Source organism: Ruegeria sp. YTSA075, from assembly GCF_059610245.1.
The window spans coordinates 58,360-81,493 of the sequence record NZ_JBXWNG010000012.1; the positions used below are offsets into that span (position 1 = coordinate 58,360).

The following is a 23,134-nucleotide window of genomic DNA, read 5'->3' on the forward strand; positions in this document are numbered from 1 at the left end:
CCCCTAAGGTCGATCAAGAGGGGAAGCGCTATGGCCAATCCAACCGCTGCAATGCTGGTGATCGGGGATGAAATTCTATCCGGCCGGACGCGCGATGCGAATATGCACTACCTCGCTGGAGAGCTAACCAAACACGGTATCGACCTGAACGAAGTGCGCATTGTCAGCGATGATGCCCCGGCGATTGAGGCCGCTGTGAAGGCTTTGTCCGGCAGCTATGACACTGTGTTCACCAGCGGTGGGATCGGCCCGACCCATGATGACATCACTGCCGATTGCATAGCGCGCGCTTTTGGGGCGCATATTGATGTGCGAGATGATGCAAGGGCCCTGTTGCAGGCACATTATGACAAATCGGGATTGGAGCTGAACGAAGCGCGCCTGCGCATGGCCCGTATCCCCGATGGTGCGGCTCTGATTGACAACCCGGTCTCAACCGCGCCGGGTTTTACCATCGAAAACGTCCATGTCATGGCTGGGGTGCCATCGGTGTTTCAGGCCATGGTGGCGAGCGTTTTGCCCAAGCTGACCGGAGGCAGCCCGCTCTTGTCTCAGACCCTGCGCGTGGACCGGGGTGAGGGCGACATCGCGGCGACTTTGGCCTCTTTGGCGGACACCTATGATGACCTGTCGATCGGTTGCTACCCGTTCCAAGTTAACGGGGTTTTCGGCGCAAACGTCGTGATCCGTGGAACCGAAGGGACACGCATCGACGCCGCCATGACCCAACTGGCAAAAGAGCTGGAATTGTGAGCGTCAATTGGGCCGAGGTTGTCGATGGCACCTGGCCCGCGGCTGGGTATGGGCAGTTGGGCCCTTTTCAGCTGCGCCGGGGTCAGGGCGGCGGGTCGCGGGTTTCGGCAGCCAGTGCCGTAGGCCTGGTCAGCGAAGCGGATATTGATGCGGCAGAACAGGCAATGCTTGCCATGGGGCAAAAGCGCATCTTTTGCCTGCGCCCAGGTGATGAAGCGTTGGATGCGCAGCTTGCCGCGCGCGGTTATCAGGTGCTGGACCCGGTTAACATCTACACCTGCCCTGTTTCAGAACTGACAGATCGCCCGATCCCGTTGGTCACCGTTTTCCAGATCTGGGAACCGCTTGCAATCATGCGGGAAATCTGGGCCTCCGGTGGGATCGGCCCTGAAAGAGTGGCGATCATGGAGCGCGCCAAAGGGCCCAAGACCAGCCTGCTCTTGCGCCATTCGGATCAACCTTGCGGAGCTGCATTTGTTGCGATGCACGAGAACATCGCCATGCTGCATGCGCTTGAGATTCTGCCAGATCACCGACGGCAGGGTATGGGCGAATGGACGATGCGGGCCGCTGCCATATGGGGGCGCGACAACGGTGCGCAAACGCTCAGCGTGATCTGCACCAAGGCGAACCAAGGGGCAAATGGTCTCTACCGCGCGCTTGGGATGGAGATCGTGGGCGAATACCATTACCGTCAACTTATCTGACGAAGAGAGGTCCCCGTGACACAACAAGATATGCCTACCGCGCTGGACCTGCCTATGGTCGATCCGCTGCCACCTGAGACGCAGAAATACTTTGATATCTGTGTCGAGAAACTGGGCATGGTGCCAAATGTGCTAAGGGCCTACGCGTTCGATATCGATAAGCTGAACGCCTTTACCGCCATGTATAACGACCTGATGCTGGCCGATAGCGGGCTGTCCAAACTGGAACGTGAGATGATCGCGGTTGTCGTGTCATCAATCAACAAATGCTTCTATTGTCTTGTTGCCCATGGTGCGGCAGTGCGGCAGCTGTCGGGTGATCCGCAATTGGGAGAGATGCTGGCGATGAACTATCGCGTTGCACCTTTAGATGCGCGTCAGCGTGCCATGCTGGATTTTGCCGCCAAAATGACCAAGGCCAGCGCCGAGATTGAAGAACCTGGCCGTCAGCACTTGCGCGATGTGGGGTTCAGCGACCGTGACATCTGGGACATCGCCAATGTGGCCGGGTTCTTCAACATGTCCAACCGGGTCGCCAGCGCCACCGCCATGGCACCAAACCCCGAATACCACGCGCAATTTCGATGATCCGAACGCTTGTATCTGTTTTGCTGGTTTGTGCTGGACCTGTGGTGGCGCAAGAACTGACCTTGCCGCAGACGGCACAGCAGATCAGCGACCGCAGTTCGGCCCTGGACAGCTATGATCTGCCAACCGGATCGTTTGCAGATGGGGCTGTGCCATCACGAACCGTCGAAGGGAAGGTTGAGCGGTACACTTGGCGCCTGCAGGCCGGGTCCAGCACGACCCTGCAGTTGCTGGCCCCACTGCGGGATCAGATCGAAGCGCAAGGATATGACATCCTTTTCGAATGCGAGGCCCGTGTCTGTGGCGGTTTTGACTTTCGGTTTGGAACCGAGGTCGTACCCACGCCCGACATGTATGTGGCCATTCAGGACTACCGGTTTCTGGCAGCACAGAAAGGGCAAACCGTGCTGAGCCTGCTGGTCAGCCGGAACACGCCCGACGGCTATGTGCAAATGATCCGCGTCACACCGGCCGATCAGCCCGTGCCAGAACCTATTGTTGTTGAACAATCCGTCGACGGAACCGAGGGCCTTTTGGTCGAGTTGCAGAAAAACGGGCACGTCATTCTGGACGACCTGCATTTCCGAACGGGTGAGGTGGCGCTGGGCGACAGGCCATTTTCCTCGCTCTCGTTGCTGGCTGGATTTCTGGCTGACAATCCAGGCATGCGTTTGGCGCTGGTTGGCAACACCGATGATACCGGCGATCTTGACGCGAATATCCAGGTCAGCACACGCCGGGCCGAGGCGGTCCGTAGCCGGTTGATCGAAGCGCATGGCGTGGCTGCTGACCGGATCGAGGCTCAGGGCGTGGGATATCTTGCCCCGATCACCTCGAACGCGACGCCCGAAGGGCGCGACCTCAACCGCCGGGTTGAGGCCGTTTTGCTGGTCAACTGACCCACCACAGGTAAAGCGGCAATCCGACGGTGATGTTGAACGGGAACGAAACACCCAACGAAAGCGTCAGGTAAATCCCGGATTCGGCCTTCGGTAGCGCGATTTTCATGGCAGCCGGAACCGCGATGTATGAGGCGGAAGCCGACAGCACCATGAACAGGAACAAGCTGCCCTGTGGCAAACTGATCATGGTTCCGACCGCCCATGCCATCAATGCACCGATCAGAGGCATCAGAACGCCAAAGGCAAACAGACCGACCGACAGCTTGTCCCGATTGCTGATCAGGCTGCGTCCAGCCGACAGGCCCATATCCAGCAGAAACAGGCACAGGATGCCGGTAAAAGGTGTGACGATGAAGGGCGCGATCATTTGCATTCCGTCACCACCGGTAATGGCCCCGATCACAAACGCACCGGTGAGCAGAACAATCGAGCCATTGGCCAGCAGGTCCCGCCACAGCTTGTCATCCTTGACGCCATTGCTGCCGGTCTTGTGCGCAAGCCAAAGCGCCGACAGAATGGCTGGAACCTCCATCGCTGCCGCAACGGCCACCATGAAACCGTCATGACTGATGCCCACAAGATCCAGCAGGCTGGTGGCAGTGACAAAGGTCACAATCGAGATGGACCCATAGTGCCCTGCAACCGCTGCTGCGTTCAGCGGATCCAGCCGTGTCATGACCCTAAGCATACCAAAGGCAACAAATGGGATGGCAAATGACAAGGCAACACCGCCTATCAGGGTCAGGAACAGTTGCAGGTGAATGCCGTGGGCGGCCAGGCTGGCCCCTCCTTTGAACCCAATGGCCAGCAGCAGATAGAGCGACATGAACTTGGCCGCTCCTGCTGGAATCGACAGATCGCTGCGCACGAAGGCCGCCAGAAGCCCAAGGGCAAAAAACAATATGGTAGGCACCAGCAGATTGCTGGACAGCGTCTCGATCACTCCGGGCATTTATAGGCTCCTGTTCCCTCGGTTTCGGGCTAGGTGCCTTGCAAATTCATTTTCGCCAAATACTATCTTTCTAAATTATAATTAGTTTAAGGCTATGAAATGCGCCCAACCTTGCGTCAGTTGGAATACATCGTCACGGTCAGCCGCCTTGGGCGGTTCAGCCTCGCGGCTGAAGTGCTGAATGTCAGCCAACCCAGCCTTTCGACACAAATTTCGACTGTAGAACAAGAGCTTGGCACTCGCATCTTCGAGCGCAACCGAGGTGGAATTCAGGTGACGACAAAAGGGGAAGAGTTCATCTCGCGCGCTCAAAAGATTCTTGCGGACGTCAAAGACCTTCGCCACGCGATGACCACTGATATGCCGGTCGGGGGAAGGTTGAGACTGGGCGTCCTGCCGTCAATCGGACCATATTTGTTGCCGCAAGCCATCAAGGAGGTGCATCGGCAGCGTCCAGGGTTGCGCATTGTCGTGCGCGAGGAAAACACATTGGATCTGGAGCAGGGCCTGAAATCTGGCCGATTTGATTTGATCCTGTCAACACCAGAAGACCACGCCAACACGCTGCAATACCGTTTGTTCAACGAAACGCTTTGGATCGCCGTGGCAGTGGATGACGTGTTGGCGCAAGATATCCATGGTGTCAGCGCTGCGGATTTGCAGAATCGATTGTTCCTGACCCTTGATCAGAGTCACCGCTTGTCGCGCATCGTCTACGGGTTGGCGGCAGAATGTGGAGGAGTCGTTTCGGATGAATATGAGGGCACGACCCTCGATTCCATTGTCCTCATGGCCGCCTCAGGTGTTGGTGTTGCGATTCTGCCTGATCTATTTGCCCGTAGACAAGGGATTTACCGTGACGAGGTGCGGTTGCGTCCGTTGTCCATTCCCAACGCCAATCGTGATATCGCCCTGCTGGCACGCAATTCTGAGACCCCACCGCCGGGTCAAAATGTGCTGAAGGACGCTTTGCGCTCTTCCGCCCGGTCTATAGGTCTGTCGATAATCCGCCCATAAAAAAAGACCCGCACATTTCTGCACGGGCCGTTCCAGTTCACAGGGAGAGACTTACCAATCCATCGGACCCTTCTCGTTGAAGGACTCGACCAGAAAATCGATGAATGCGCGCACTTTCGGCTGGGTAAAGCGGCCGGGAGGATAGACCGCATATACTCCCTGCACCTCATCCGGTAGCGATGGCATAGCATCCAGCACAAGGCCGGATTTCAATGCTTCCGCATAAAGGTAGCTAGGCAGGTGGGCGATGCCCAAGCCCGAAATTGCGGCATTCAAAAGAGACTGCCCGTCATTCACACTCAGCCAGCCGGCGGTGCGGACCTGCCGTTTTTCACCCGAAGGTGCGGTCAGTTTCCACACACTGCCCGAGGACTGGCTGGAATAATGCAGCAGTTTGTGTTCGTTCAGATCGTCGATCTTTTGCGGGCGTCCGAACTTTTCGATGTAGCTGGGCGCCGCAACCATGCGTTTGACGGTTTCCGTCAGCTTACGGGCGCGCAGGGTGCTGTCTTCCAGCTCTCCAATGCGAACGGCCACGTCAAAGCCTTCGGATATCAGCTCAACATACCGGTTATTCAAAACCATGTTCACGGTGATGTCGGGATAGGCTGACAGAAACTCGGACAGGACTGGCGACAGGTGATTGACGCCAAAATCGGTTGCAACGCTGATGCGCAGCAGGCCCGATGGTGCCGATTGCATCGAAGTGACCAGCGCATCCGCCTCGCCCGCATCATTCAGAACGCGGCGCGCGCGGTCATAATAGGCCAGCCCGATCTCGGTTGGTGAAACCCGACGCGTGGTGCGGTTCAACAGCCGTGCACCCAGCCGCGCCTCAAGGCTCGACACGTGTTTGGACACTGCCGATTTGGAGATACCCATCTTCTTGGCCGCATCGGTGAAGCCACCTTGGTCCACCACGTTAGCGAAGGCTTCCATTTCGGTCAGTCGATCCATACTCGTTCCCCAGGTCTTGCTTTCGAAGGTGATATTGGTTCCGAATCTGGGCGGAAACGGGGCAGACATGGGATAATATCAGGGTTTTGAATCGGATCGTTTGCAGTTCAGAAACGCGGAAACAGTGGTTTCCGGTCCGTCAGCATCGACGATAAGCACCGAATTCTACATAATTTCGCGTTTGTGCTATGGTTAGAATGGCAATTTTGTGACCTGGGAGGAGTCTATGAAATCGTTTCTAACCATCGCCGCGTTCTGTCTGAGCGCAAGTTTTGCCTGGGCTGGGGGCGAGACCCCTTCGAATCCCGATGCCAAGGTCTATTTTGTGAATCTTGCCGATGGCGACATCGTTCAATCTCCGGTCACTGTCGTCTTTGGCCTCAGCGGAATGGGTGTTGCGCCTGCGGGAACCGAGGCTGAGAATACGGGTCATCACCACCTGCTGATCAACCGCCCACCGATTGGTGAGGGCGAAGACGGAGAGGATGAGTTGGCCTATGGCCTGCCCGCCGATGACAACCACATGCATTTTGGCGGCGGCCAGACGGAGGTGACACTGGGCCTGCCTGCCGGACAACATACGCTTCAGCTGGTGCTGGGGGATGCGGGCCACGTGCCGCATAATCCACCTGTGATGTCCGAGGTGATCACGATTACCGTCGAATAAGCGGCGCGATTGCGGTCGCTGTTTACATCCTATCAGAAGTGATGAACTCTGCGCGGACAAGTCGGAGGGGACCATGTCGCTTGAGTTTCTATTCACGTCTTTGATCGTTGTGCTATTGCCGGGTACGGGTGTGATCTACACGTTGGCGATTGGCCTCGGGCGTGGGTTCCGCGCCAGCGTCGCGGCAGCGGTTGGGTGTACTGTTGGTATCCTTCCAGCGGCTTTGGCAAGCATCGTTGGTCTGGCGGCACTCTTGCATACAAGCGCTTTGGCCTTTCAGGTGCTCAAATACCTTGGCGTGTTGTACCTGTTCTATATGGCCTGGGGAATTCTCCGCGATGGCGGTGCGATGGAAGTGAATGCCGATAAGTCTGCCCGGAGCTACCTTAAGATTGCCGTGACCGGCACTTTGATCAATGTGTTGAATCCTAAGCTTTCGCTGTTCTTTCTAGCTTTCCTGCCTCAGTTCCTACCAACTGACACAGCCCATGCGGGTGTGGCACTGATTCAGCTTGCCGCCATCTTTATGGTGATGACGTTTATTGTCTTTGTTGTGTATGGCGCATGCGCTGCGTTTGCGCGTGACTATATAGTCCACCGACCATCGGTCATGGCGTGGATCAAACGCTGCTTTGCCACAACCTTTGGTGCGCTTGGGGTCAAGCTGGCCCTATCTGACTGACAGCGCCTAAAGCGCTGCCGCCAACCTTGTCCCCTGGTTGATCGCCCGTTTGGCATCCAGTTCGGCCGCCACATCGGCGCCGCCGATCACATGCGGGGTGATCCCGCGATCAATCAGTGCATCGGCGAGGCTGCGGTCCGAGACCTGACCTGCGCACAGGACAATCGTGTCCGCCGCAATCACCGTAGGATCGGCGCGCTCTTCGCCAAAGCTGACGTGCAGGCCATCTTCGTCGATCCGCTCGTAATTCACGCCGCCAACAAAATTGACGTCCTTCATCTTCAGCGTCGCGCGGTGAATCCAGCCGGTTGTTTTACCCAAGCCTTTGCCATGTGCCTGTTTCTTGCGCTGAAGCAGGGTGATCTGACGCGCAGGCGCTTCGGGCTGCGGCCCTTCGGGTGCAAGGCCCGAGCGGTGTTCGGCAGGGTCCGTCACGCCCCATTCCTTCATCCATAGCGGCAGATCGGTGGTGGCGCTGTGCCCGTCTTCCAGAAGGAATTCAGAGACGTCAAACCCGATGCCTCCCGCGCCGATCACAGCCGCTGATCTCCCGACATCAGCCTTGTTGCGTAGAACGTCGATATAGCTGAGCACGTTGTCCCGATCCTGACCGGGGATTTCCGGATCACGGGGGATGACGCCGGTGGCGATGACCACCTCATCAAAGCCGATCAGGTCATCCACACCGACCTCGCGGTTCAGTTCCACGTTTACGTCCAGATCGTCCATCATGGTGCGGTACCAATCGACAAGGCCCCAGAACTCCTCTTTCCCCGGAACCTGCTTGGCCATGTTTAGTTGCCCGCCGACCTCGGGCGCGCGGTCGAACAGGGTGACGCTGTGGCCGCGCTGGGCCGCAGTCATCGCAGTGGACAGGCCTGCGGGGCCCGCGCCTACGATGGCTACGGATTTCGGTGCGTCGGCTTTCTCGATCACCAATTCGGTTTCGTGGCATGCGCGCGGGTTGACCAGACACGAGGTCAGCTTGCCGCTGAATGTGTGATCCAGACAGGCCTGATTGCAGGCAATGCAGGGCGCGATTTGCGCCGACTGCCCCGCGATAGCCTTGTTCACAAAATCCGCATCCGCCAGCATTGGCCGGGCCAGCGACACCATGTCGGCACAGCCGGTGGCCAGCACCTCTTCGGCCACTTCGGGCGTGTTGATCCGGTTCGAGGTAATGACCGGGATCGTTACCTTGCCCATCAGTTTCTTGGTCACCCAAGCAAAAGCCGCACGTGGAACGCTGGTTGCAATGGTTGGAATGCGCGCCTCATGCCAGCCGATGCCGGTGTTGATGATTGTGGCCCCAGCCTTTTCGATCTCTTGCGCCAGTTGCACGACCTCGTCATGAGTCGAGCCATTGGGCACCAGGTCGATCATCGACAAGCGATAGATGATGATGAAATCCGTGCCTACAGCTTCGCGCGTTCGGCGCACCACCTCAATCGGCAGGCGCATGCGGTTTTCATAGGACCCGCCCCAGCGATCCTCGCGCTTATTGGTGTGCGTCACCAGAAACTGGTTCAGGAAATACCCCTCGGACCCCATGATCTCGACCCCGTCATAGCCCGCCTTTTGCGCCAGCACGGCGGCGTTGACGATGTCGCCTATCTGCTTCTCGATGCCGTCTTCGTCCAGCTCGGTCGGCGGAAAGGGTGAGATCGGAGACTTGATCGGGCTGGGCGCCACGCATTTCGGCCCATAGGCATAGCGGCCCGCATGCAGGATCTGCATGGCGATCTTGCCGCCCGCCTGATGCACCCGGTCGGTGGCGATGGAATGGTTGGCCACATCCTTGTCGCTGGTCATCATCGCGGCTCCGGGCAGGACCGAGCCTTCGAGGTTCGGCCCGATGCCGCCCGTGACCATCAGCGCCACGCCACCACGCGCGCGGGCGGCATAGAACTCGGCCACCCGATTCCAGTCACCGGTTTCTTCCAGTCCGGTATGCATCGAGCCCATCAGCACGCGGTTCTTCAGCGTGGTAAAGCCCAGATCCAGCGGGGCCAGCATGTTTGGGTACGCAGTCATGGCGAAACTCTCCCTCCCGAAGTTGTGGTCTAAATTGACCTGCACGTCACCTTTGTCACGCAAAACCTAACGTCACCCCCTTTGCGTGCGCTTTCACCCTTGTTAGAGGTTGGCCTCACAAGTGACGAGGCCGCATATGACCCCTGAAGAGATTGCCAAACTGCCCTATCGCCCCTGCGTCGGGCTGATGCTGATGAATGCCGAGGGCAAGATCTTTGTGGGTATGCGAAACGACGGCCCACAAGACGCATGGCAGATGCCGCAGGGTGGGGTGGACAAGGGCGAAGACCCGCGCGATGCGGCCTTGCGAGAGCTTTGGGAAGAAACCGGGGTGACCGCTGATCTGGTCGAGATCATCGCCGAAACCGACGGCTGGCTGCCATATGATCTGCCGCATGACATCGTTCCGAACATCTGGAAAGGCCGCTATCGCGGGCAAGAGCAGAAGTGGTTCCTGCTGCATTTCAAGGGGACTGACGATCAGATCAATATCGCCACGGATCATCCCGAATTCACCCAGTGGAAATGGCAAGAGCCGAACCAACTGGTGAACGAGATCGTGCCATTCAAACGTGATGTTTACGAACAGGTTCTGAGCGCGTTCAAAGCGCATCTGTCCTGAAGGCACCGTTTGCGCGGCGTCTAACGTCGGGGAAGATTGGACATTTCCCAGGCTGGTGGTTAGCGCCGAGATGACATTTCCGGATTTCTCATGACGTATACGACCTATCCAAGCACCTCTCAGGCACACCGTAGTGCAGACATGGCCGTTCATGCGGTCGGGTTGCTGCTGATCCTGTCAGCAGGCAGCGTTCTTTTGATCAATGCCTATGCCCGACTTGAGACGGCTTTGTTTCTTGCGGTTGTGGTCTATGTTCTGTGCGCGTTGGTCTCGAACCTGGCGTCCTGGGCCTATCACTTCGCCCCCTGGCATGATCGTCGCATGGTGTTGCGCCGGATCGATCATGCAGCAATCTACCCCAGTATCTGCGGAACGTTTACGCCCTTCTTCGTTCAGGCGGGCACGACGTGGACCATGACCTTGCTTTGGGTCTGCTGGGGTCTGACCATCGTGGCTGTCTGGAACAAGATCGCCAACGAAACCATCAAATCCAAATGGTCGACCGCCTCTTATCTGGGGCTTGGGGCCATCGGGTTAAGCGCGATGCCCGATATGACGACCGTACCGATGGCGACCCTGTGGTGCATCGTCGCCGGGGCCTCCAGTTATGTGATCGGAACGGTTTTCTACGCGCAAAAAACCATGCCGTTTCGTTATGCGATCTGGCATGTCTGTGTGAATCTCGGCGGGGTATTCATGTTCGCCGGAATTTGGCTCGCGCTGTTCTCGGACAAATGAAAAAGGCCGGAGCGTGCACCCCGGCCTTTCTGAATTCAACCAGAAGACCCGGCTAAAGCAGCCCTTCGCCTTTCAGCAGTTCAACCATGTTTGCCTCGGGGCGCGGGCCGATATGGCTGATCACTTCGCGGGCGCAGACATTGCCGATCTTGGCACATGTCTCAAAATCCCGGCCCGTGGCCATGCCAAACAGAAACCCGGCGGCGAACTGATCGCCTGCACCGGTTGCATCCACCGGAACCACCTTTTCGACGGGCACATTCACGCGCTGACCATTATGCAGCACGGTCACGCCGTCGCCCGACCGTGTACACACGACCAGCGGGCAAATACCGGCTGTTTTGGCCAGCGCCTCCTCCAGATCGTCGGTTTCGAACAGGGATTTGATCTCGGCCTCATTGCCTATCACGAAGTCTAGCTCATTCTCGATCAGCAGCAGGAAATCGACCCGATGACGTTCCACGCAGAACGGGTCAGAGATTGCGATCCCTGCTTTGCCGCCACCTTTGTGGCAGGCACGTGCGGCTTCAAGAAATGCCGCCTTGCCTTTTTCCTTGTCGAACAGATACCCCTCAAGGAACATGATCTGACTGTTGCCCGCGACCTCGTCCGACACGTCCTGAGACGACAGTTCCGAGGAAATCCCCAGATAGGTGTTCATCGACCGCTCGCCATCGGGCGAGACGAAGATCATTGAGCGTGAGGTCGGCAGCTCGCCACCCGGCACAGGCGGGTTGACGAAATCCACGCCGTCTTCGTTCATCGCATCGGCATAAAAGCGACCCAGTGCGTCATCATGCACGCGGCCAATAAAGGCGGCATCAAGACCCAGGGCACCCGCGCCCGCAATGGTGTTCGCGACCGAGCCGCCCGGCGTCTGCACCCGACCCTCCATCGAGGCATAGAGCACTTCGCCGCGCTCCTGCTCGATCAGTTGCATGATGCCTTTTTCGATGCCCATCAGTTCCAGGAAACTGTCATCGGCTTGGGAAATGACGTCCACAACGGCATTTCCGATGCCGGTCAGTTGGTAGGTCTTCATAGGTTCTTGTCCTCAAATTCGCAGAGATCGCGGATGATACAGGTTCCGCACATGGGTTTGCGCGCTTTACAGTGATAGCGACCGTGCAAGATCAGCCAGTGATGCGCGTGGAGTTGAAAGTCAGCTGGAATGTTGTCTTCGACGGCGCGTTCGACCGCGTCGACATCTTTGCCGGGGCAGATGCCGGTTCGGTTGCCGACGCGAAAGATGTGGGTGTCCACCGCTTGTGCGGGTTGCCGCCACCACATGTTCAGAACCACATTGGCTGTCTTGCGCCCCACACCGGGCAGCGATTGCAGTGCGGCGCGGGAATTGGGAACCTCACCGTCGTAGTCATCGACCAGAATGCGGCTCAGCTTGATGACATTTTTGGCTTTCTGACGGAACAGGCCGATGGTCTTGATATGTTCGATCAGGCCCTCTTCGCCCAAATCCAGCATCTTTTGCGGGGTGTCGGCGATCTTGAACAATTCGCGCGTGGCCTTGTTGACGCCCGCATCGGTCGCCTGCGCCGAAAGCGCCACTGCCACGACCAGCGTATAGACGTTCACATGCTCCAACTCACCCTTGGGTTCGGGGTCGGCTGCCTGAAAACGCGTAAAGATCTCTCGGATCGTATGATAATCGAGTTGCTTGGCCATCCGGGCCTTAATGCCGCCTTGGTCTGGACTAGACAAGCCAAAAGGTTTTGCGCGGTCATTGCGCATGTTCCGGGTCGCACGCAACGGGCGCGCGCGATATGGTCAGCACAACGAATGAGGTGACCGCCATGAACGTCCAGACCCCCGAGACCGGATACCATTACAACGTTATGCGCCGCGCTATTGACCTGATTGATCAGGGTGGTGAGTTGTTGAGTCTTGAAGATTTGGCCCGTCAGATGGATATGAGCCCGGCCCACTTCCAGCGCCTGTTCTCGCGCTGGACCGGGGTATCGCCGAAGCGCTATCAGCAATATCTGACGCTGGGCCATGCCAAGGCGTTGCTGCGTGAACGGTTTACGACGCTCGAAACCGCACATAATGTCGGCCTGTCCGGCAGTGGGCGCCTGCATGATCTGTTCCTGAAATGGGAATCGATGAGCCCCGGTGAATATGCGCGCAAAGGTGCGGATCTGACGATCTATTGGGGCTGGTTCGAATGCCCCTTTGGTCCGGCCCTTGTTATGGGTACGGACAAAGGCATCTGTGGTATGGCCTTCGGAGCTGAAACAGGTGAAGAGGCCGCGATGAAGGATATGACCGCGCGCTGGCCCAAGGCCAGTTATGTCGAGGACACAGAAAAGTTGCGCCCATGGGTCGAAGCCTCATTTGGGTCTGACCGGTCCGAGACGCCTTTGCACCTGATCGGTTCACCCTTGCAGATCAAAGTGTGGGAAGCGCTGATGCATATCCCCTCGGGTCAGGTCACCACCTATTCCGAGATCGCGCAGCGCGTGGGGTCCCCTCAGGCTGTTCGCGCGGTAGGTACCGCCGTTGGCCGTAATCCCGTCAGTTGGCTGATCCCATGCCACCGTGCGCTGCGCAAATCGGGTGGCCTTGGTGGGTATCACTGGGGTCTGCCGGTCAAGCGGGCGATGCTGGCCTACGAGGCGGCGCAAGCAGACGCCTGATTGACAAGCCATACAGATATCGCCAAAAGGCGCGGCAGGTTCGGGTCTCCTGCCGTTCGCAGCCTTTGGCTTTGGTGAAACCCGGTTGAATGAACATCTGTTGCCCTTTTCTGGCGCGTGGATGGAAATGCGAACCCCGTTCTGACTTCGCGCCCGTTGCAGAAAACGAGGCACATGATGACACGATCTGACTCAATCGCTCCGGTGGTGGAGCTAAAATCACAAGCGAAACGCCTGCGGGAGGCTTTGAAAACCACCGGGGTAGTTGTTTCGCACAGCGCGGCGCTGGAGCTTCTGGCCCGGCAGCACGGTGTACGGGATTGGAACACGCTGACGGCAATCGCGGGAAACCGGATGCATCTCAGCGTGGGTGACCGGGTACAGGGCCGATATCTGGGCCAGCCCTTCACGGCCGTAATTCGCGGATTGACCGTTCTGGGTGATGGCGCGAAACGCCGTTTGACCCTGCATTTTGACACGCCCGTGGATGTGGTGCGGTTCGACAGTTTTTCGGCGATCCGGCAGCTCGTTACAGGCGTGATCGGTTGGGATGGCCGATCCACCCGGTGCACCTCGGATGGCGAGCCTCAGCTTGTGGTTCAACCGGCCTGAAAAAACGCGGCGAGGCAAAGGATGCGCCTCGCCTTTTCATAGCTAGATACGCGCTGAGTTACTCGGCAGCCCAGCCGCCAACAGCTTTGACTTCCAGGAAATCTTCCAAACCCCAGATGCCGCCTTCGCGCCCGTTTCCGGATTGCTTCATACCCCCGAACGGAGAGCCTGCGCTGCGCGATTTGCCGTTCATCTCAACCATGCCCGACCGCAACACCCGCGCCATGCGGTTGGCGCGTGCAACGTCCTGCGTCTGGACATAGTTGGTCAGACCATAGGGCGTGTCATTGGCGATCTCGATGGCCTCTTCTTCAGTATCAAAAGGGATCATGGTCAGAACCGGGCCAAAGATTTCCTCGCGCGCGATGGTCATCTGGTTATTGGCGTCGGCAAAGACCGTGGGGCGGACATAGTAGCCCTTGTTCAGCCCGTCGGGTCGCCCGGTACCACCGGCGACAAGGCGGGCACCTTCATCGATGCCTTTTTGGATCAGGTCCTGAATCTTGGTCCACTGAAGTTCGTTCACCACGGGTCCGATATGACGGCCTTCCTCCGCTGCGCTGGCGACTGAAACGGAATTGGCCACTTCGGCCGCGGTTTCAACGGCCTGATCATAGATCGGGCGCTGCACCAGCATCCGACTGGGGGCGTTACAGCTTTGGCCCGTGTTGTTCATCATATGCAGCACACCGCGCTTGACGGCTTTCTCATCCGCATCGGCGAAGACCACATTGGCGCCCTTGCCGCCAAGTTCCAGATGCACCTTCTTCAGGGTATCCGCTGCATTCTTGGAAATGGCCGTCCCGGCGCGAGTGGAACCTGTAAAGCTGACCATATCCACGTCCGGATGTGCCGACAGTTGCGAACCAACCCCGACCCCGTCGCCGTTCACAAGGTTGAACACGCCGGGCGGGAAACCTGCTTCATCCATCATCTCGGCAAAGATCATCGCGTTCAGCGGGCTTTGTTCCGATGGTTTCAAAACCATGGTGCATCCCGCAATTGCAGCCGCACCCACCTTGAGCGTGATCTGGTTCATCGGCCAGTTCCAGGGGGTGATCAGGGCGGCGACGCCAACCGCTTCATAGATGATGCGGTCATTTGGTGCGTGATCACCCAAGGGCCGTTCAAACGAAAACGCCTTGGCGGCTTTGATGAAGTTTTGCAGATGCCATGTTCCGGCGCCAGCCTGCTGCGTGCGGGCCATATCGATGGGCGCGCCCATCTCAAGTGACATGGCTTGGGCCAGATCTTCGCTGCGGGTCTGGTAAATCTCGATCAGTTTTTCGACCAGCGCGATGCGCTGTTCAACCGGCGTGGCCATCCAGCCGGGCAGCGCGGATTTGGCTGCTGCCACGGCGGCATCTGTGTCTGCCTCTGACCCCAGTGAAATCACTGCACAAGGGTCTTCGGTTGATGGGTTGATCACCTCAAAATCATGGGCCTGGGACGGGGTGGTCCATTGACCATTGATATAGAAATTACGCTTTTCGATCATGGCGAATTCTCCTGGTCGTGATGTCCGAAACTGGGGTTGCGCACACACTGTCATTGACCCTGGCGCGCGACAAGAGGGGAATTTGATCAAATTTCTTACGGATGTGTTTTCAGAAAAAAACAAAGCCGGATTTGCGAAAGGTTTAACTCTGGCACAAAGTGGTTAGGTTCACAGCAATCGACTCGGTCAGCAACCAAAGAAGGAGATGCCCCATGGGTTTGCGCATCAACGACACGGTCCCGAATTTTACCGCAGAAACAGATCAAGGCACCATTCAGTTTCACGATTGGATTGGTGACAGCTGGGCGATCCTGTTTTCGCATCCCAAGGACTTTACCCCGGTTTGCACGACCGAGTTCTCAGCTGTTGCTCAATTGAACGACGAATGGGCTGCACGCAACACCAAGGTGATTGGCGTTTCAGTCGATGGGGTTGAGGACCACAAGAAGTGGAAGAAGGACATCGAGGAATACGGTAAGGCCAATCCCGGCTTTCCGATCATTGCGGATGATGGTTTGGCTGTGTCCAAAGCCTTTGACATGCTGCCCGCCGAAGCCTACCTGCCCGATGGCCGCACCCCGGCCGACAGCGCAACCGTGCGGTCCGTCTTTATCATCGGTCCCGACAAGCAGTTGAAACTGTCGATGACCTACCCGATGACCGTGGGTCGGAACTTTGCCGAAATCCTGCGGGCGCTGGACGGGTTGCAGATGTCGTCCAAGGGTGTTGCGACACCTGCGAACTGGGTTCCGGGCGAGGATGTGATCATCCCGCCGAGTGTTTCAAACGAAGATGCCAAGGCGAAATTTGGTGAGTTTGAAACGATTTTTCCCTATCTGCGTAAGACCAAGGCCCCGTCGTAAGGCGGGACCGGGTCAGGGGGGCTGTCTGCCCCCCGCCGCGCCTGTTGGCGCGCCTCCCCCCGAGGATATTTATGGCCAGATGAAGCACGTGGGGCCGGACTTTTGGGGATACATGCTGCCCCCATGCAACTGACACGGGGGCCGTCTGACCGAGGAGCTTTCGCAGATCAGAAGCTGTAGCGCAGCCCGAAATTCACACTGAACGTTTCCAGATCATCTTCGACCGTGCCGGTCAGCGCGCCATTGGGGGTCGAGCGATCCGATGACACATCGAAAGCGCGTGAATAGCGGGCATCAACCGTGAAGGCAGTGTCTGAGTTGATTTCATAAGCCACACCCGCGATCAACTGCGCAGCAAAATTGGTGTCACTGTCATCAAGCGCAACGCCTGGGCCGTAGGCAAAGTCGATGTCAGAATAGGTAGCGCCCAGACCAAAACCAGCAAACGGGGTAACCTTACCGGACTGTTTGAAATCAAACAGAACATTGGCAAACAAAGAGGTTTGCGCGATATCGCCCGAGATATTGCCTTCTAGCGCTGGCCCGTTGCCCGAGAAGTTTACGCCATCGACATCATTGTCGCGATAGGACAGTTCCAGCTCCAGGCGAGTGCCGATCCGGTCATTTGACCATTGCGGAATTTCTTTTCCGATCGCGATACCAATGCCATATCCTGCATCGAAATCGGTATCGACAGACTGTGTTGTGCCTCCGACCGTGCCGGAGAAGTCACTGTCCTGAAGCTGACTATAGCCCAGAAACCCCTGTATATATGTACCTTCACTCAGGTTTTGAGCTGAGGCATGAGTTGCGACAAGGGCCAGCGTTGCCGATGCCAGGATACCGCGAATGACCATAATCGTTGTCCTTTGTTCCGATTGGCTTCTGGCGGCAATATGAGTGCGGTGGCGGAGATAAAAAGGCAGCGGGTCTTCACATTGGATCACTCTAATTTATGCGCCTGTGAGAGAATAAATCTCTGCTCCAAGCTGTTCTCACGGGTCGTGCGCGTTGGTTGCGAAATCGGCAAGCTCTTTGTTTCGGGCTACGCTGCTTTCTCATTGGCGGGGCGATGATCATCCCATTGCGGAGTGGTCAGGACAGATTGCAGAGCCCGCACCTCGTAAGGTTTCAACACAGGGAGAACAGTTGATCCGTAACCCCTCGTACCTTTTACCAGGCTCGGGAAAAGTTCGAACAACTCTCGACGTGTGGCTGGGGTCAGAGCGTCAATGGTGGTGTCCCCTGGAAAGAAGGATTCCGACCAGACACCTTCGACATTCACCAACTCATGCTTGTCGAACAGGATGTGAATGTACTCAACACCGTTTTCCGGTGTCTCTTGAAGGATGGTTTTCTGGTTGATCATCCCTTTGGCCGGGGCCAGCATAAGTGGTTCGCAATGCGTCAGCTCCATCACGGGGGACGCAACGGCGATCCGGTGTTGTGGAGAGACCAGCAAATCGCGGCAGGGGCAACCGGGGCCAAAGCTGTTTGTCTTGATCCGAACCGGGCACAAATGGGGGTTGGCCTGCAAATCGCGGCGGCTTAGGCGACGTCGCCCAATCCAGCGGATGATACGGGTTTCACCTTGGGCAACACAGGTCGGATCGCCGGGCTGGAGGTTTTCAACCTTGCGCAGGCCGCGGGGTGTCAGGATCAGCGAGCCGGATGTGAAACATACGAAGGAAGGCAGGGTTTGATACGCTGCGGGCTGCGCGGTTCCGGCAAAGCCCGTATCCGAGATCGTGTCCCCCAGCGCAGCCTGACCTGAGGTGACAATGATGTAGCGTGGATTGCTGAACTGGATCAGGGTAAATCGAACAGGGGCTCCGTTGACGGTACCTGTATAGCTTTCAAACGTGCTGAAATTCTGGGATGAGCCTGAAAATCCAGGCAGAGATGCGAGATCAAGCTGCGCACTGTCGGGATCAGGGTCTTGGAGAAATGCATCATTGTCGATGATCTCAACTGAATACGCCTGCGTGATGTCGACGCTACGATTGCTGAACGGATCCGCGCTGATTTCGAATACGGTAACTGAGGCCACGGTCGAAAGGCACCCTTAGAAACGACAAAATAAATCTTAAGCTTGAGCAAATACACGCAATACGAGTTAACAATTGATTTACCAATCCAAGGTGCAGTCGTGTCATGGGCGGAGCTGCGCGAGAAATACCGTGCCATTCAGTGGACGGTCGATTGTAGCGATGCGGGACGAAACCGACTTTGCGCAACCCACGGCCAGAGTCTGCTTTCGATGTGTCAGGTAGCTACCATATCAACTTCGGCAGTCGAAAAACCGAACGAAGCGACCATTTCCCGATGAGCATCGGTCCCAAGAAACCGCGAAAGAACTGCATCGACTTCTTTGATCAGGTCTGTGTCGCTCAAACCAAACGCGAATGATCCGAACGCGGGAGGCTTTTCTGAATCTGGCACTAGGACCAGTTCCAGCCCCCATGACGGGTTCTGCTCGATAAAGCCGCTATGCGCTCGACCAACGCTCGCATAGGCGTCGGCAGTACCTTCGCGAACAGCTCGTGCGGCTTCGGTGTACGTTTCGAAAATCATGATGCGGTCTACACTGACGCCAAATTCAGCCGCCGAGCGATGCTGAAACTGATCGCGGATTACAGCTAATCGGACGTCAGAATTTTCGGCGACGGATTGATAGCCGCTCAAACCCTTCTGATTCCCGCTTGCCACCAAGAGCCCGTCCGGCAATGCCCAGATCGGTCGACTGAACAATGCGTTCTTCTTGCGCTCATCTGTTCCAAAAAGACCGGTCGTCATGCGCCATCGGCCATCGCCGACACCGGGCAGTAGTTCAGCAAATTCCGTCTCTACCGGCTCAAAATCTGCAATACCAAGCTCTGCCAATACATATCGTGCAAGTTCCACATCGCAGCCAGTGACACGGCCTGTCGCATCGATGTAATTGAACGGCGGTTCGATAAGGTAGGCAAACTTCATGGGTCATCCTCTGACGTGTCCTCGCCATAGCTGGCGATCTTGATGGCAAGGATGCTCTCGCATTTTTCGAGCGTTGCGCGTTTAGCCTTCAGCGTTGCCGCATGATCCAAAAGGATCTGGCGACGTTCTTCGATACCGGCAACGCCTGCTTTGGCAAGCGTCGTGAACCGGCGCATTTGCTTTAAGGGCATGCCGGTTTCGCGCAGCCAGTACAGCAGATTCAGCCATTCGATCAAACGAGGCGTGAACCGACGTTGGCCATCGGGACCACGCTCGATCTCCGGCAGCATTCCCGACTTCTCGTAAAATCTTATCGTATGTGCAGACAGCCCACAGGCTTCCGCCGCCTCAGCAATTCTCATCTTTGCAAGTGTTCCTCTGACCTCTAGATACCGAGTTAGAGTAACTCTAAGTCAATGGCGATTTTGGAGAAAGCTGACCTTCGTGCGTCGTGCAAGCATCAAGCAAAGTGGGCTCGTAGCCGACATCGGGAATGAACTGAGCACCTGTGGGGAAGCGCGCTACCACAAGCGACCATACAAAAAGGCCCCGGTCGAAACCGGGGCCTTTGATGTGGGAAAAAAGGGCAGTTTATTCTGCGTCTTCTTTCTTTTCTTTCTTCTCGGGAACGATCTCTTCGCCGGTTTCCTGATCGACTACTTTCATCGACAGGCGGACCTTGCCGCGGTCATCAAAGCCCAGCAGCTTGACCTTTACGTCCTGACCTTCCTTCAGAACATCCGACGGATGGTTCAGGCGGCGGTTTTCGATCTGGGACACGTGCACCAGACCGTCGCGCTTGCCAAAGAAGTTCACGAAGGCACCGAAGTCGACGATCTTGACGACCTTACCGGTGTAGATCTGACCCTCTTCCGGCTCAGCCACAATCGAATAGATCATGTCATAGGCCTTCTGGATCGATTCACCGTCGGGCGACGCGATCTTGATCACGCCATCGTCGTTGATGTCGACCTTGGCGCCAGATGTTTCCACGATCTCGCGGATGACCTTACCGCCCGAACCGATCACTTCGCGGATCTTGTCGGTTGGGATGTTCATGGTCTCGATGCGCGGAGCGTGGACAGAGAATTCGTTGGTCTCGGACAGGGCTTTGCCCATCTCGCCCAGGATGTGCATCCGGCCGTCCTTGGCTTGCGCCAGGGCTTTCTCCATGATCTCGGGCGTGATGCCCGCAACCTTGATGTCCATCTGCAGCGAGGTGATGCCGTTTTCGGTACCAGCCACTTTGAAGTCCATGTCGCCCAGGTGGTCTTCGTCACCCAGAATGTCCGACAGGATGGCGTATTCGCCGTCATCTTCCAGGATCAGACCCATGGCCACACCAGCAACCGGTGCTTTCAGCGGAACGCCCGCGTCCATCATCGACAGCGAGCCGCCGCAGACCGATGCCATCGAGGACGATCCGTTGGATTCGGTGATCTCGGACACGATGCGGATCGTGTAGGGGAAGTCGGTCGCCGCAGGCAGAACCGCCTGCAGGGCACGCCATGCCAGCTTGCCGTGGCCGATCTCACGACGGCCAGGGCCGCCCACGCGGCCAACTTCTCCAACCGAATAGGGAGGGAAGTTGTAGTGCAGCAGGAAGTTCGATTTGAAGTTTCCATGCAGCGCGTCGATGAACTGCTCATCGTCGCCGGTGCCCAGCGTGGTCACGGCCAGCGCCTGAGTTTCACCGCGGGTGAACAGGGCAGAACCGTGGGTCCGCGGCAGCATCGAGGTTTCTGCAACGATCGAACGGATATCGGTGGTCGACCGACCGTCGATCCGCTTGCCGCCCTTGACGACGTCGCCGCGTAGAATGCCAGCTTCCAGCTTTTTCATCGCGGAACCGAGGTTGCCATCTTCCAGCTGCTCTTCGGTCAGAGCTTCCTTGATCGCTTCACGGGCCGCGGCAACAGCGGCGGTGCGATCTTGCTTGTCGGTAATTGCGAAAGCGGCGCGCATCTGCTCTTCACCAGCGGCCTTAACGGCAGCGTACAACTCGGAATAATCCGGGGCCTGGAAGTCAAACGGCTCTTTCGCGGCTTCTTCGGCTAGGCTGATGATCAGGTCGATCACCGGCTGGATCTGCTCATGCGCAAAGTTCACCGCGCCCAGCATTTCAGCTTCGGACAGTTCATACGCTTCCGATTCAACCATCATCACGGCGTCTTTGGTACCGGCCACAACCAGATCCAGACGCTGTTCAGGGTTCAGGCGCAGGTCCTGCATGTCGTCTACGGTCGGGTTCAGGACGTATTCGCCATCCTCAAACCCAACACGGGCACCGGCGATCGGGCCCATGAACGGCGCGCCGGAAATGGTCAGCGCAGCGGATGCAGCGATCATCGCGACGATGTCGGGGTCGTTGACCAGGTCGTGGGACAGCACGGTGCACATCACCAGAACTTCGTTCTTGAAGCCGTCAACGAACAGCGGGCGGATCGGACGGTCGATCAGACGCGCGGTCAGTGTCTCTTTCTCGGTCGGGCGCGCCTCGCGCTTGAAGAAGCCACCTGGAACCTTACCGGCGGCGTAATATTTCTCTTGGTAGTGCACGGTCAGCGGGAAAAAGTCCTGACCGGGTTTTTGCGCCCGCGCAAAGGTCACGTTTGCCATGACGCTGGTCTCACCCAGCGTGGCAATCACGCTGCCGTCGGCCTGACGGGCAACCTTGCCGGTTTCCAGTGTGAGCGTCTCTTCGCCCCACTGCATTGATTTCTTCGTTACATCAAACATATGCGTATCCTAGAACGGAGCACTCCCGCCCCTGCGGGTCTCCGGTTTGCATGGCGGCCCCATTGCCGCCGACCCCACTTTATCTTCCATTCGAGTGCCGGGGTCAGGGCACAACGTCTCAGATAGCGCGCGCATACAGGAGAATGGGGCCGAAGGGAAGCGAAACCGCACAATGCGGCGGTGGGCCGCCATCCCGCATGCATTGGTTGCCCGGATGAACACCCGTGGCAAGGGGCGAGGAATTGATTACATAGTGATTAACTCCGATATCTGGGGATACCATGACCTTTTGTCAGCGGTTTCTGACCGTCCTCATACTGGCCCTTTTAGGTGCGCCATCACAGGCAGCGTCTATCCAACCTGTTGAGTGGTCCGCCTTGCCGGATCCGGCCGTGCAGGTTTTCGAGGATCCGTTTCGTGATCTGAATGACGAGCAGGCCGATGATATCAGGTTTGCGCTTCGATTGCGTGGGCGATTGCAACAGGATGTCGGCAGCGTGGAAGAACGGCTGAATTGGCAAGAGATGTTGGATGAAACCGAAGAAGCTCTCGCGGTCGACCAAATCGATATCGATTGGCTTATGTCTCAGCGCGAGGCGGTGATCCAGCGGCGTGAGACTGCCAATAACACAGGCAATCCCGCGATCGACGATCAGATCGTTTCGATCGCTGGTTATGTCATCCCCGCAGCGCCCGATGAACAGGGGCGTGCCATTGCCTATCTGGTGCCACAGCCTGGTATGTGCAGTCATCTGCCGCCCCCACCGCCCAATCAGATGATCCGCCTCCTGCTATCAGATCATTGGGCCCCGGACAGCTATTATGAGCATGTGCGTCTGACCGGTCGTCTGGCGATTGCACCAACCGAGTATGAGATGTTTGTCATCGACGGTCCGGTCCCGATGCGCGCAACCTTCACCATGCAGGTGCAAGAGGCCGACATTCTGGACGGTGGTGAGGAACAGTTTAATGAATTCCTGACGCTGCATGATCGTCTGCGCGCAGCGCTTCGGCACAAATCCAGTGACGCTGCCGATGCCCCTTAGCCAGTGCGATGAGGCGAAAGATACATTCGAAAAGCAGAATAGTTTTGTGTAAATTTAGTGACAGTGTAGGCTTGGACTACAAGACCTATGGTCGTGAGGACGGTAACGCGCCAAGGTAACACAAAAC

At 57.3% G+C, this 23,134-nt stretch carries 24 protein-coding genes; 13 read left to right on the forward strand and 11 right to left on the reverse strand.

Annotation, left to right across the window (positions count from 1 at the left end; genetic code table 11):
* The first annotated feature begins 30 nt into the window (after positions 1-30).
* From AC2FGE_RS17675 to AC2FGE_RS17690, 4 genes are read left to right on the forward strand one after another with little or no spacing between them, the layout of a single operon-like run.
* The gene (locus tag AC2FGE_RS17675; RefSeq protein ID WP_496820583.1) at positions 31-753 is read left to right on the forward strand and encodes a competence/damage-inducible protein A; all 723 of its coding nucleotides are present in this window, start codon (positions 31-33) and stop codon (positions 751-753) included.
* Positions 750-1,460: a GNAT family N-acetyltransferase gene (locus tag AC2FGE_RS17680; RefSeq protein ID WP_496820584.1), complete on the forward strand. Its 711-nt coding sequence runs from the start codon at positions 750-752 to the stop codon at positions 1,458-1,460. Before AC2FGE_RS17675 ends, AC2FGE_RS17680 begins: the two co-directional genes overlap by 4 nt.
* A 30-nt stretch (positions 1,461-1,490) precedes the next feature.
* Positions 1,491-2,048 carry a peroxidase-related enzyme gene (locus tag AC2FGE_RS17685; RefSeq protein ID WP_496820648.1) on the forward strand — a complete coding sequence of 186 codons (558 nt, stop codon included), beginning with the start codon at positions 1,491-1,493 and terminating at the stop codon, positions 2,046-2,048.
* Positions 2,045-2,947 carry an OmpA family protein gene (locus tag AC2FGE_RS17690; RefSeq protein WP_496820586.1) on the forward strand — a complete coding sequence of 301 codons (903 nt, stop codon included), beginning with the start codon at positions 2,045-2,047 and terminating at the stop codon, positions 2,945-2,947. Before AC2FGE_RS17685 ends, AC2FGE_RS17690 begins: the two co-directional genes overlap by 4 nt.
* Here AC2FGE_RS17690 and AC2FGE_RS17695 read toward each other — a convergent pair.
* Positions 2,940-3,902 carry a sodium-dependent bicarbonate transport family permease gene (locus tag AC2FGE_RS17695; RefSeq protein WP_496820587.1) on the reverse strand — a complete coding sequence of 321 codons (963 nt, stop codon included), beginning with the start codon at positions 3,900-3,902 and terminating at the stop codon, positions 2,940-2,942. The two genes, AC2FGE_RS17690 and AC2FGE_RS17695, sit on opposite strands and share 8 nt — an antisense overlap.
* A 99-nt stretch (positions 3,903-4,001) precedes the next feature.
* On the opposite strand from AC2FGE_RS17695, the gene AC2FGE_RS17700 reads away from it, so the two are divergent.
* The gene (locus AC2FGE_RS17700; RefSeq protein WP_496820588.1) at positions 4,002-4,919 is read left to right on the forward strand and encodes a LysR family transcriptional regulator; all 918 of its coding nucleotides are present in this window, start codon (positions 4,002-4,004) and stop codon (positions 4,917-4,919) included.
* Positions 4,920-4,970: 51 nt separating this feature from the next.
* Here the strand turns inward: AC2FGE_RS17700 and AC2FGE_RS17705 are convergent, their stop codons facing one another.
* Positions 4,971-5,876, reverse strand: a complete 906-nt coding sequence (locus AC2FGE_RS17705) for a LysR family transcriptional regulator (RefSeq protein WP_496820589.1) — start codon at positions 5,874-5,876, stop codon at positions 4,971-4,973.
* Between the two features lie 226 nt (positions 5,877-6,102).
* Here AC2FGE_RS17705 and AC2FGE_RS17710 point away from each other — a divergent pair, with 226 nt between their 5' ends.
* Positions 6,103-6,543 carry a DUF4399 domain-containing protein gene (locus AC2FGE_RS17710; RefSeq protein WP_496820590.1) on the forward strand — a complete coding sequence of 147 codons (441 nt, stop codon included), beginning with the start codon at positions 6,103-6,105 and terminating at the stop codon, positions 6,541-6,543.
* A 73-nt stretch (positions 6,544-6,616) separates the two neighbouring features.
* Complete coding sequence (locus tag AC2FGE_RS17715; protein ID WP_496820591.1) at positions 6,617-7,225, forward strand: LysE family translocator; 609 nt, start codon at positions 6,617-6,619, stop codon at positions 7,223-7,225.
* Positions 7,226-7,231: 6 nt separating this feature from the next.
* On the opposite strand, the gene AC2FGE_RS17720 is transcribed toward AC2FGE_RS17715, so the two are convergent.
* Complete coding sequence (locus AC2FGE_RS17720) at positions 7,232-9,259, reverse strand: 2,4-dienoyl-CoA reductase FMN-binding domain-containing protein (RefSeq protein ID WP_496820592.1); 2,028 nt, start codon at positions 9,257-9,259, stop codon at positions 7,232-7,234.
* A 136-nt stretch (positions 9,260-9,395) separates the two neighbouring features.
* On the opposite strand from AC2FGE_RS17720, the gene AC2FGE_RS17725 reads away from it, so the two are divergent.
* Together AC2FGE_RS17725 and trhA are read left to right on the forward strand one after the other, a co-directional pair.
* Positions 9,396-9,881, forward strand: a complete 486-nt coding sequence (locus AC2FGE_RS17725) for an RNA pyrophosphohydrolase (RefSeq protein WP_496820593.1) — start codon at positions 9,396-9,398, stop codon at positions 9,879-9,881.
* Between the two features lie 90 nt (positions 9,882-9,971).
* Positions 9,972-10,619: a PAQR family membrane homeostasis protein TrhA gene (gene trhA, locus AC2FGE_RS17730; protein WP_496820594.1), complete on the forward strand. Its 648-nt coding sequence runs from the start codon at positions 9,972-9,974 to the stop codon at positions 10,617-10,619.
* Between the two features lie 52 nt (positions 10,620-10,671).
* Here the strand turns inward: trhA and AC2FGE_RS17735 are convergent, their stop codons facing one another.
* Both AC2FGE_RS17735 and nth read right to left on the reverse strand, forming a co-directional pair.
* Positions 10,672-11,661 (reverse strand): adenosine kinase, encoded by a 990-nt coding sequence (locus AC2FGE_RS17735; RefSeq protein ID WP_496820595.1) that lies wholly within the window; start codon positions 11,659-11,661, stop codon positions 10,672-10,674.
* Entirely contained in the window at positions 11,658-12,302 is a 645-nt protein-coding gene (gene nth / locus AC2FGE_RS17740) for an endonuclease III (protein WP_496820597.1), read from the reverse strand. Before nth ends, AC2FGE_RS17735 begins: the two co-directional genes overlap by 4 nt.
* A gap of 128 nt (positions 12,303-12,430) precedes the next feature.
* Here nth and AC2FGE_RS17745 point away from each other — a divergent pair, with 128 nt between their 5' ends.
* The gene (locus AC2FGE_RS17745) at positions 12,431-13,273 is read left to right on the forward strand and encodes a bifunctional helix-turn-helix domain-containing protein/methylated-DNA--[protein]-cysteine S-methyltransferase (RefSeq protein WP_496820598.1); all 843 of its coding nucleotides are present in this window, start codon (positions 12,431-12,433) and stop codon (positions 13,271-13,273) included.
* Between the two features lie 177 nt (positions 13,274-13,450).
* Positions 13,451-13,885 (forward strand): glyoxalase superfamily protein, encoded by a 435-nt coding sequence (locus tag AC2FGE_RS17750; RefSeq protein ID WP_496820599.1) that lies wholly within the window; start codon positions 13,451-13,453, stop codon positions 13,883-13,885.
* A gap of 58 nt (positions 13,886-13,943) precedes the next feature.
* On the opposite strand, the gene AC2FGE_RS17755 is transcribed toward AC2FGE_RS17750, so the two are convergent.
* A complete protein-coding gene (locus AC2FGE_RS17755) occupies positions 13,944-15,383 on the reverse strand; it encodes an aldehyde dehydrogenase family protein (protein ID WP_496820600.1) in 1,440 nt (479 codons plus the stop codon).
* Between the two features lie 212 nt (positions 15,384-15,595).
* Here AC2FGE_RS17755 and AC2FGE_RS17760 point away from each other — a divergent pair, with 212 nt between their 5' ends.
* Complete coding sequence (locus AC2FGE_RS17760; protein ID WP_496820601.1) at positions 15,596-16,246, forward strand: peroxiredoxin; 651 nt, start codon at positions 15,596-15,598, stop codon at positions 16,244-16,246.
* Between the two features lie 167 nt (positions 16,247-16,413).
* Here AC2FGE_RS17760 and AC2FGE_RS17765 read toward each other — a convergent pair whose 3' ends face one another.
* The 5 genes from AC2FGE_RS17765 to pnp form a co-directional block, all read right to left on the reverse strand.
* Entirely contained in the window at positions 16,414-17,103 is a 690-nt protein-coding gene (locus tag AC2FGE_RS17765; RefSeq protein ID WP_496820602.1) for an outer membrane protein, read from the reverse strand.
* Positions 17,104-17,291: 188 nt separating this feature from the next.
* Positions 17,292-18,296 (reverse strand): Hint domain-containing protein, encoded by a 1,005-nt coding sequence (locus AC2FGE_RS17770; protein ID WP_496820603.1) that lies wholly within the window; start codon positions 18,294-18,296, stop codon positions 17,292-17,294.
* A 215-nt stretch (positions 18,297-18,511) separates the two neighbouring features.
* Entirely contained in the window at positions 18,512-19,222 is a 711-nt protein-coding gene (locus AC2FGE_RS17775) for a transporter substrate-binding domain-containing protein (RefSeq protein WP_496820604.1), read from the reverse strand.
* The gene (locus tag AC2FGE_RS17780) at positions 19,219-19,584 is read right to left on the reverse strand and encodes a MerR family transcriptional regulator (RefSeq protein ID WP_496820606.1); all 366 of its coding nucleotides are present in this window, start codon (positions 19,582-19,584) and stop codon (positions 19,219-19,221) included. The genes AC2FGE_RS17775 and AC2FGE_RS17780 overlap by 4 nt, the downstream gene beginning before the upstream one ends.
* Before the next feature lie 229 nt (positions 19,585-19,813).
* A complete protein-coding gene (pnp, locus tag AC2FGE_RS17785) occupies positions 19,814-21,961 on the reverse strand; it encodes a polyribonucleotide nucleotidyltransferase (RefSeq protein ID WP_496820608.1) in 2,148 nt (715 codons plus the stop codon).
* Between the two features lie 281 nt (positions 21,962-22,242).
* Between pnp and AC2FGE_RS17790 the strand changes: the two genes are divergently transcribed.
* On the forward strand, positions 22,243-23,007 hold the full coding sequence (locus AC2FGE_RS17790; protein WP_496820609.1) for a DUF3299 domain-containing protein: 765 nt from the start codon (positions 22,243-22,245) through the stop codon (positions 23,005-23,007).
* The last annotated feature ends 127 nt before the right edge of the window (positions 23,008-23,134 follow it).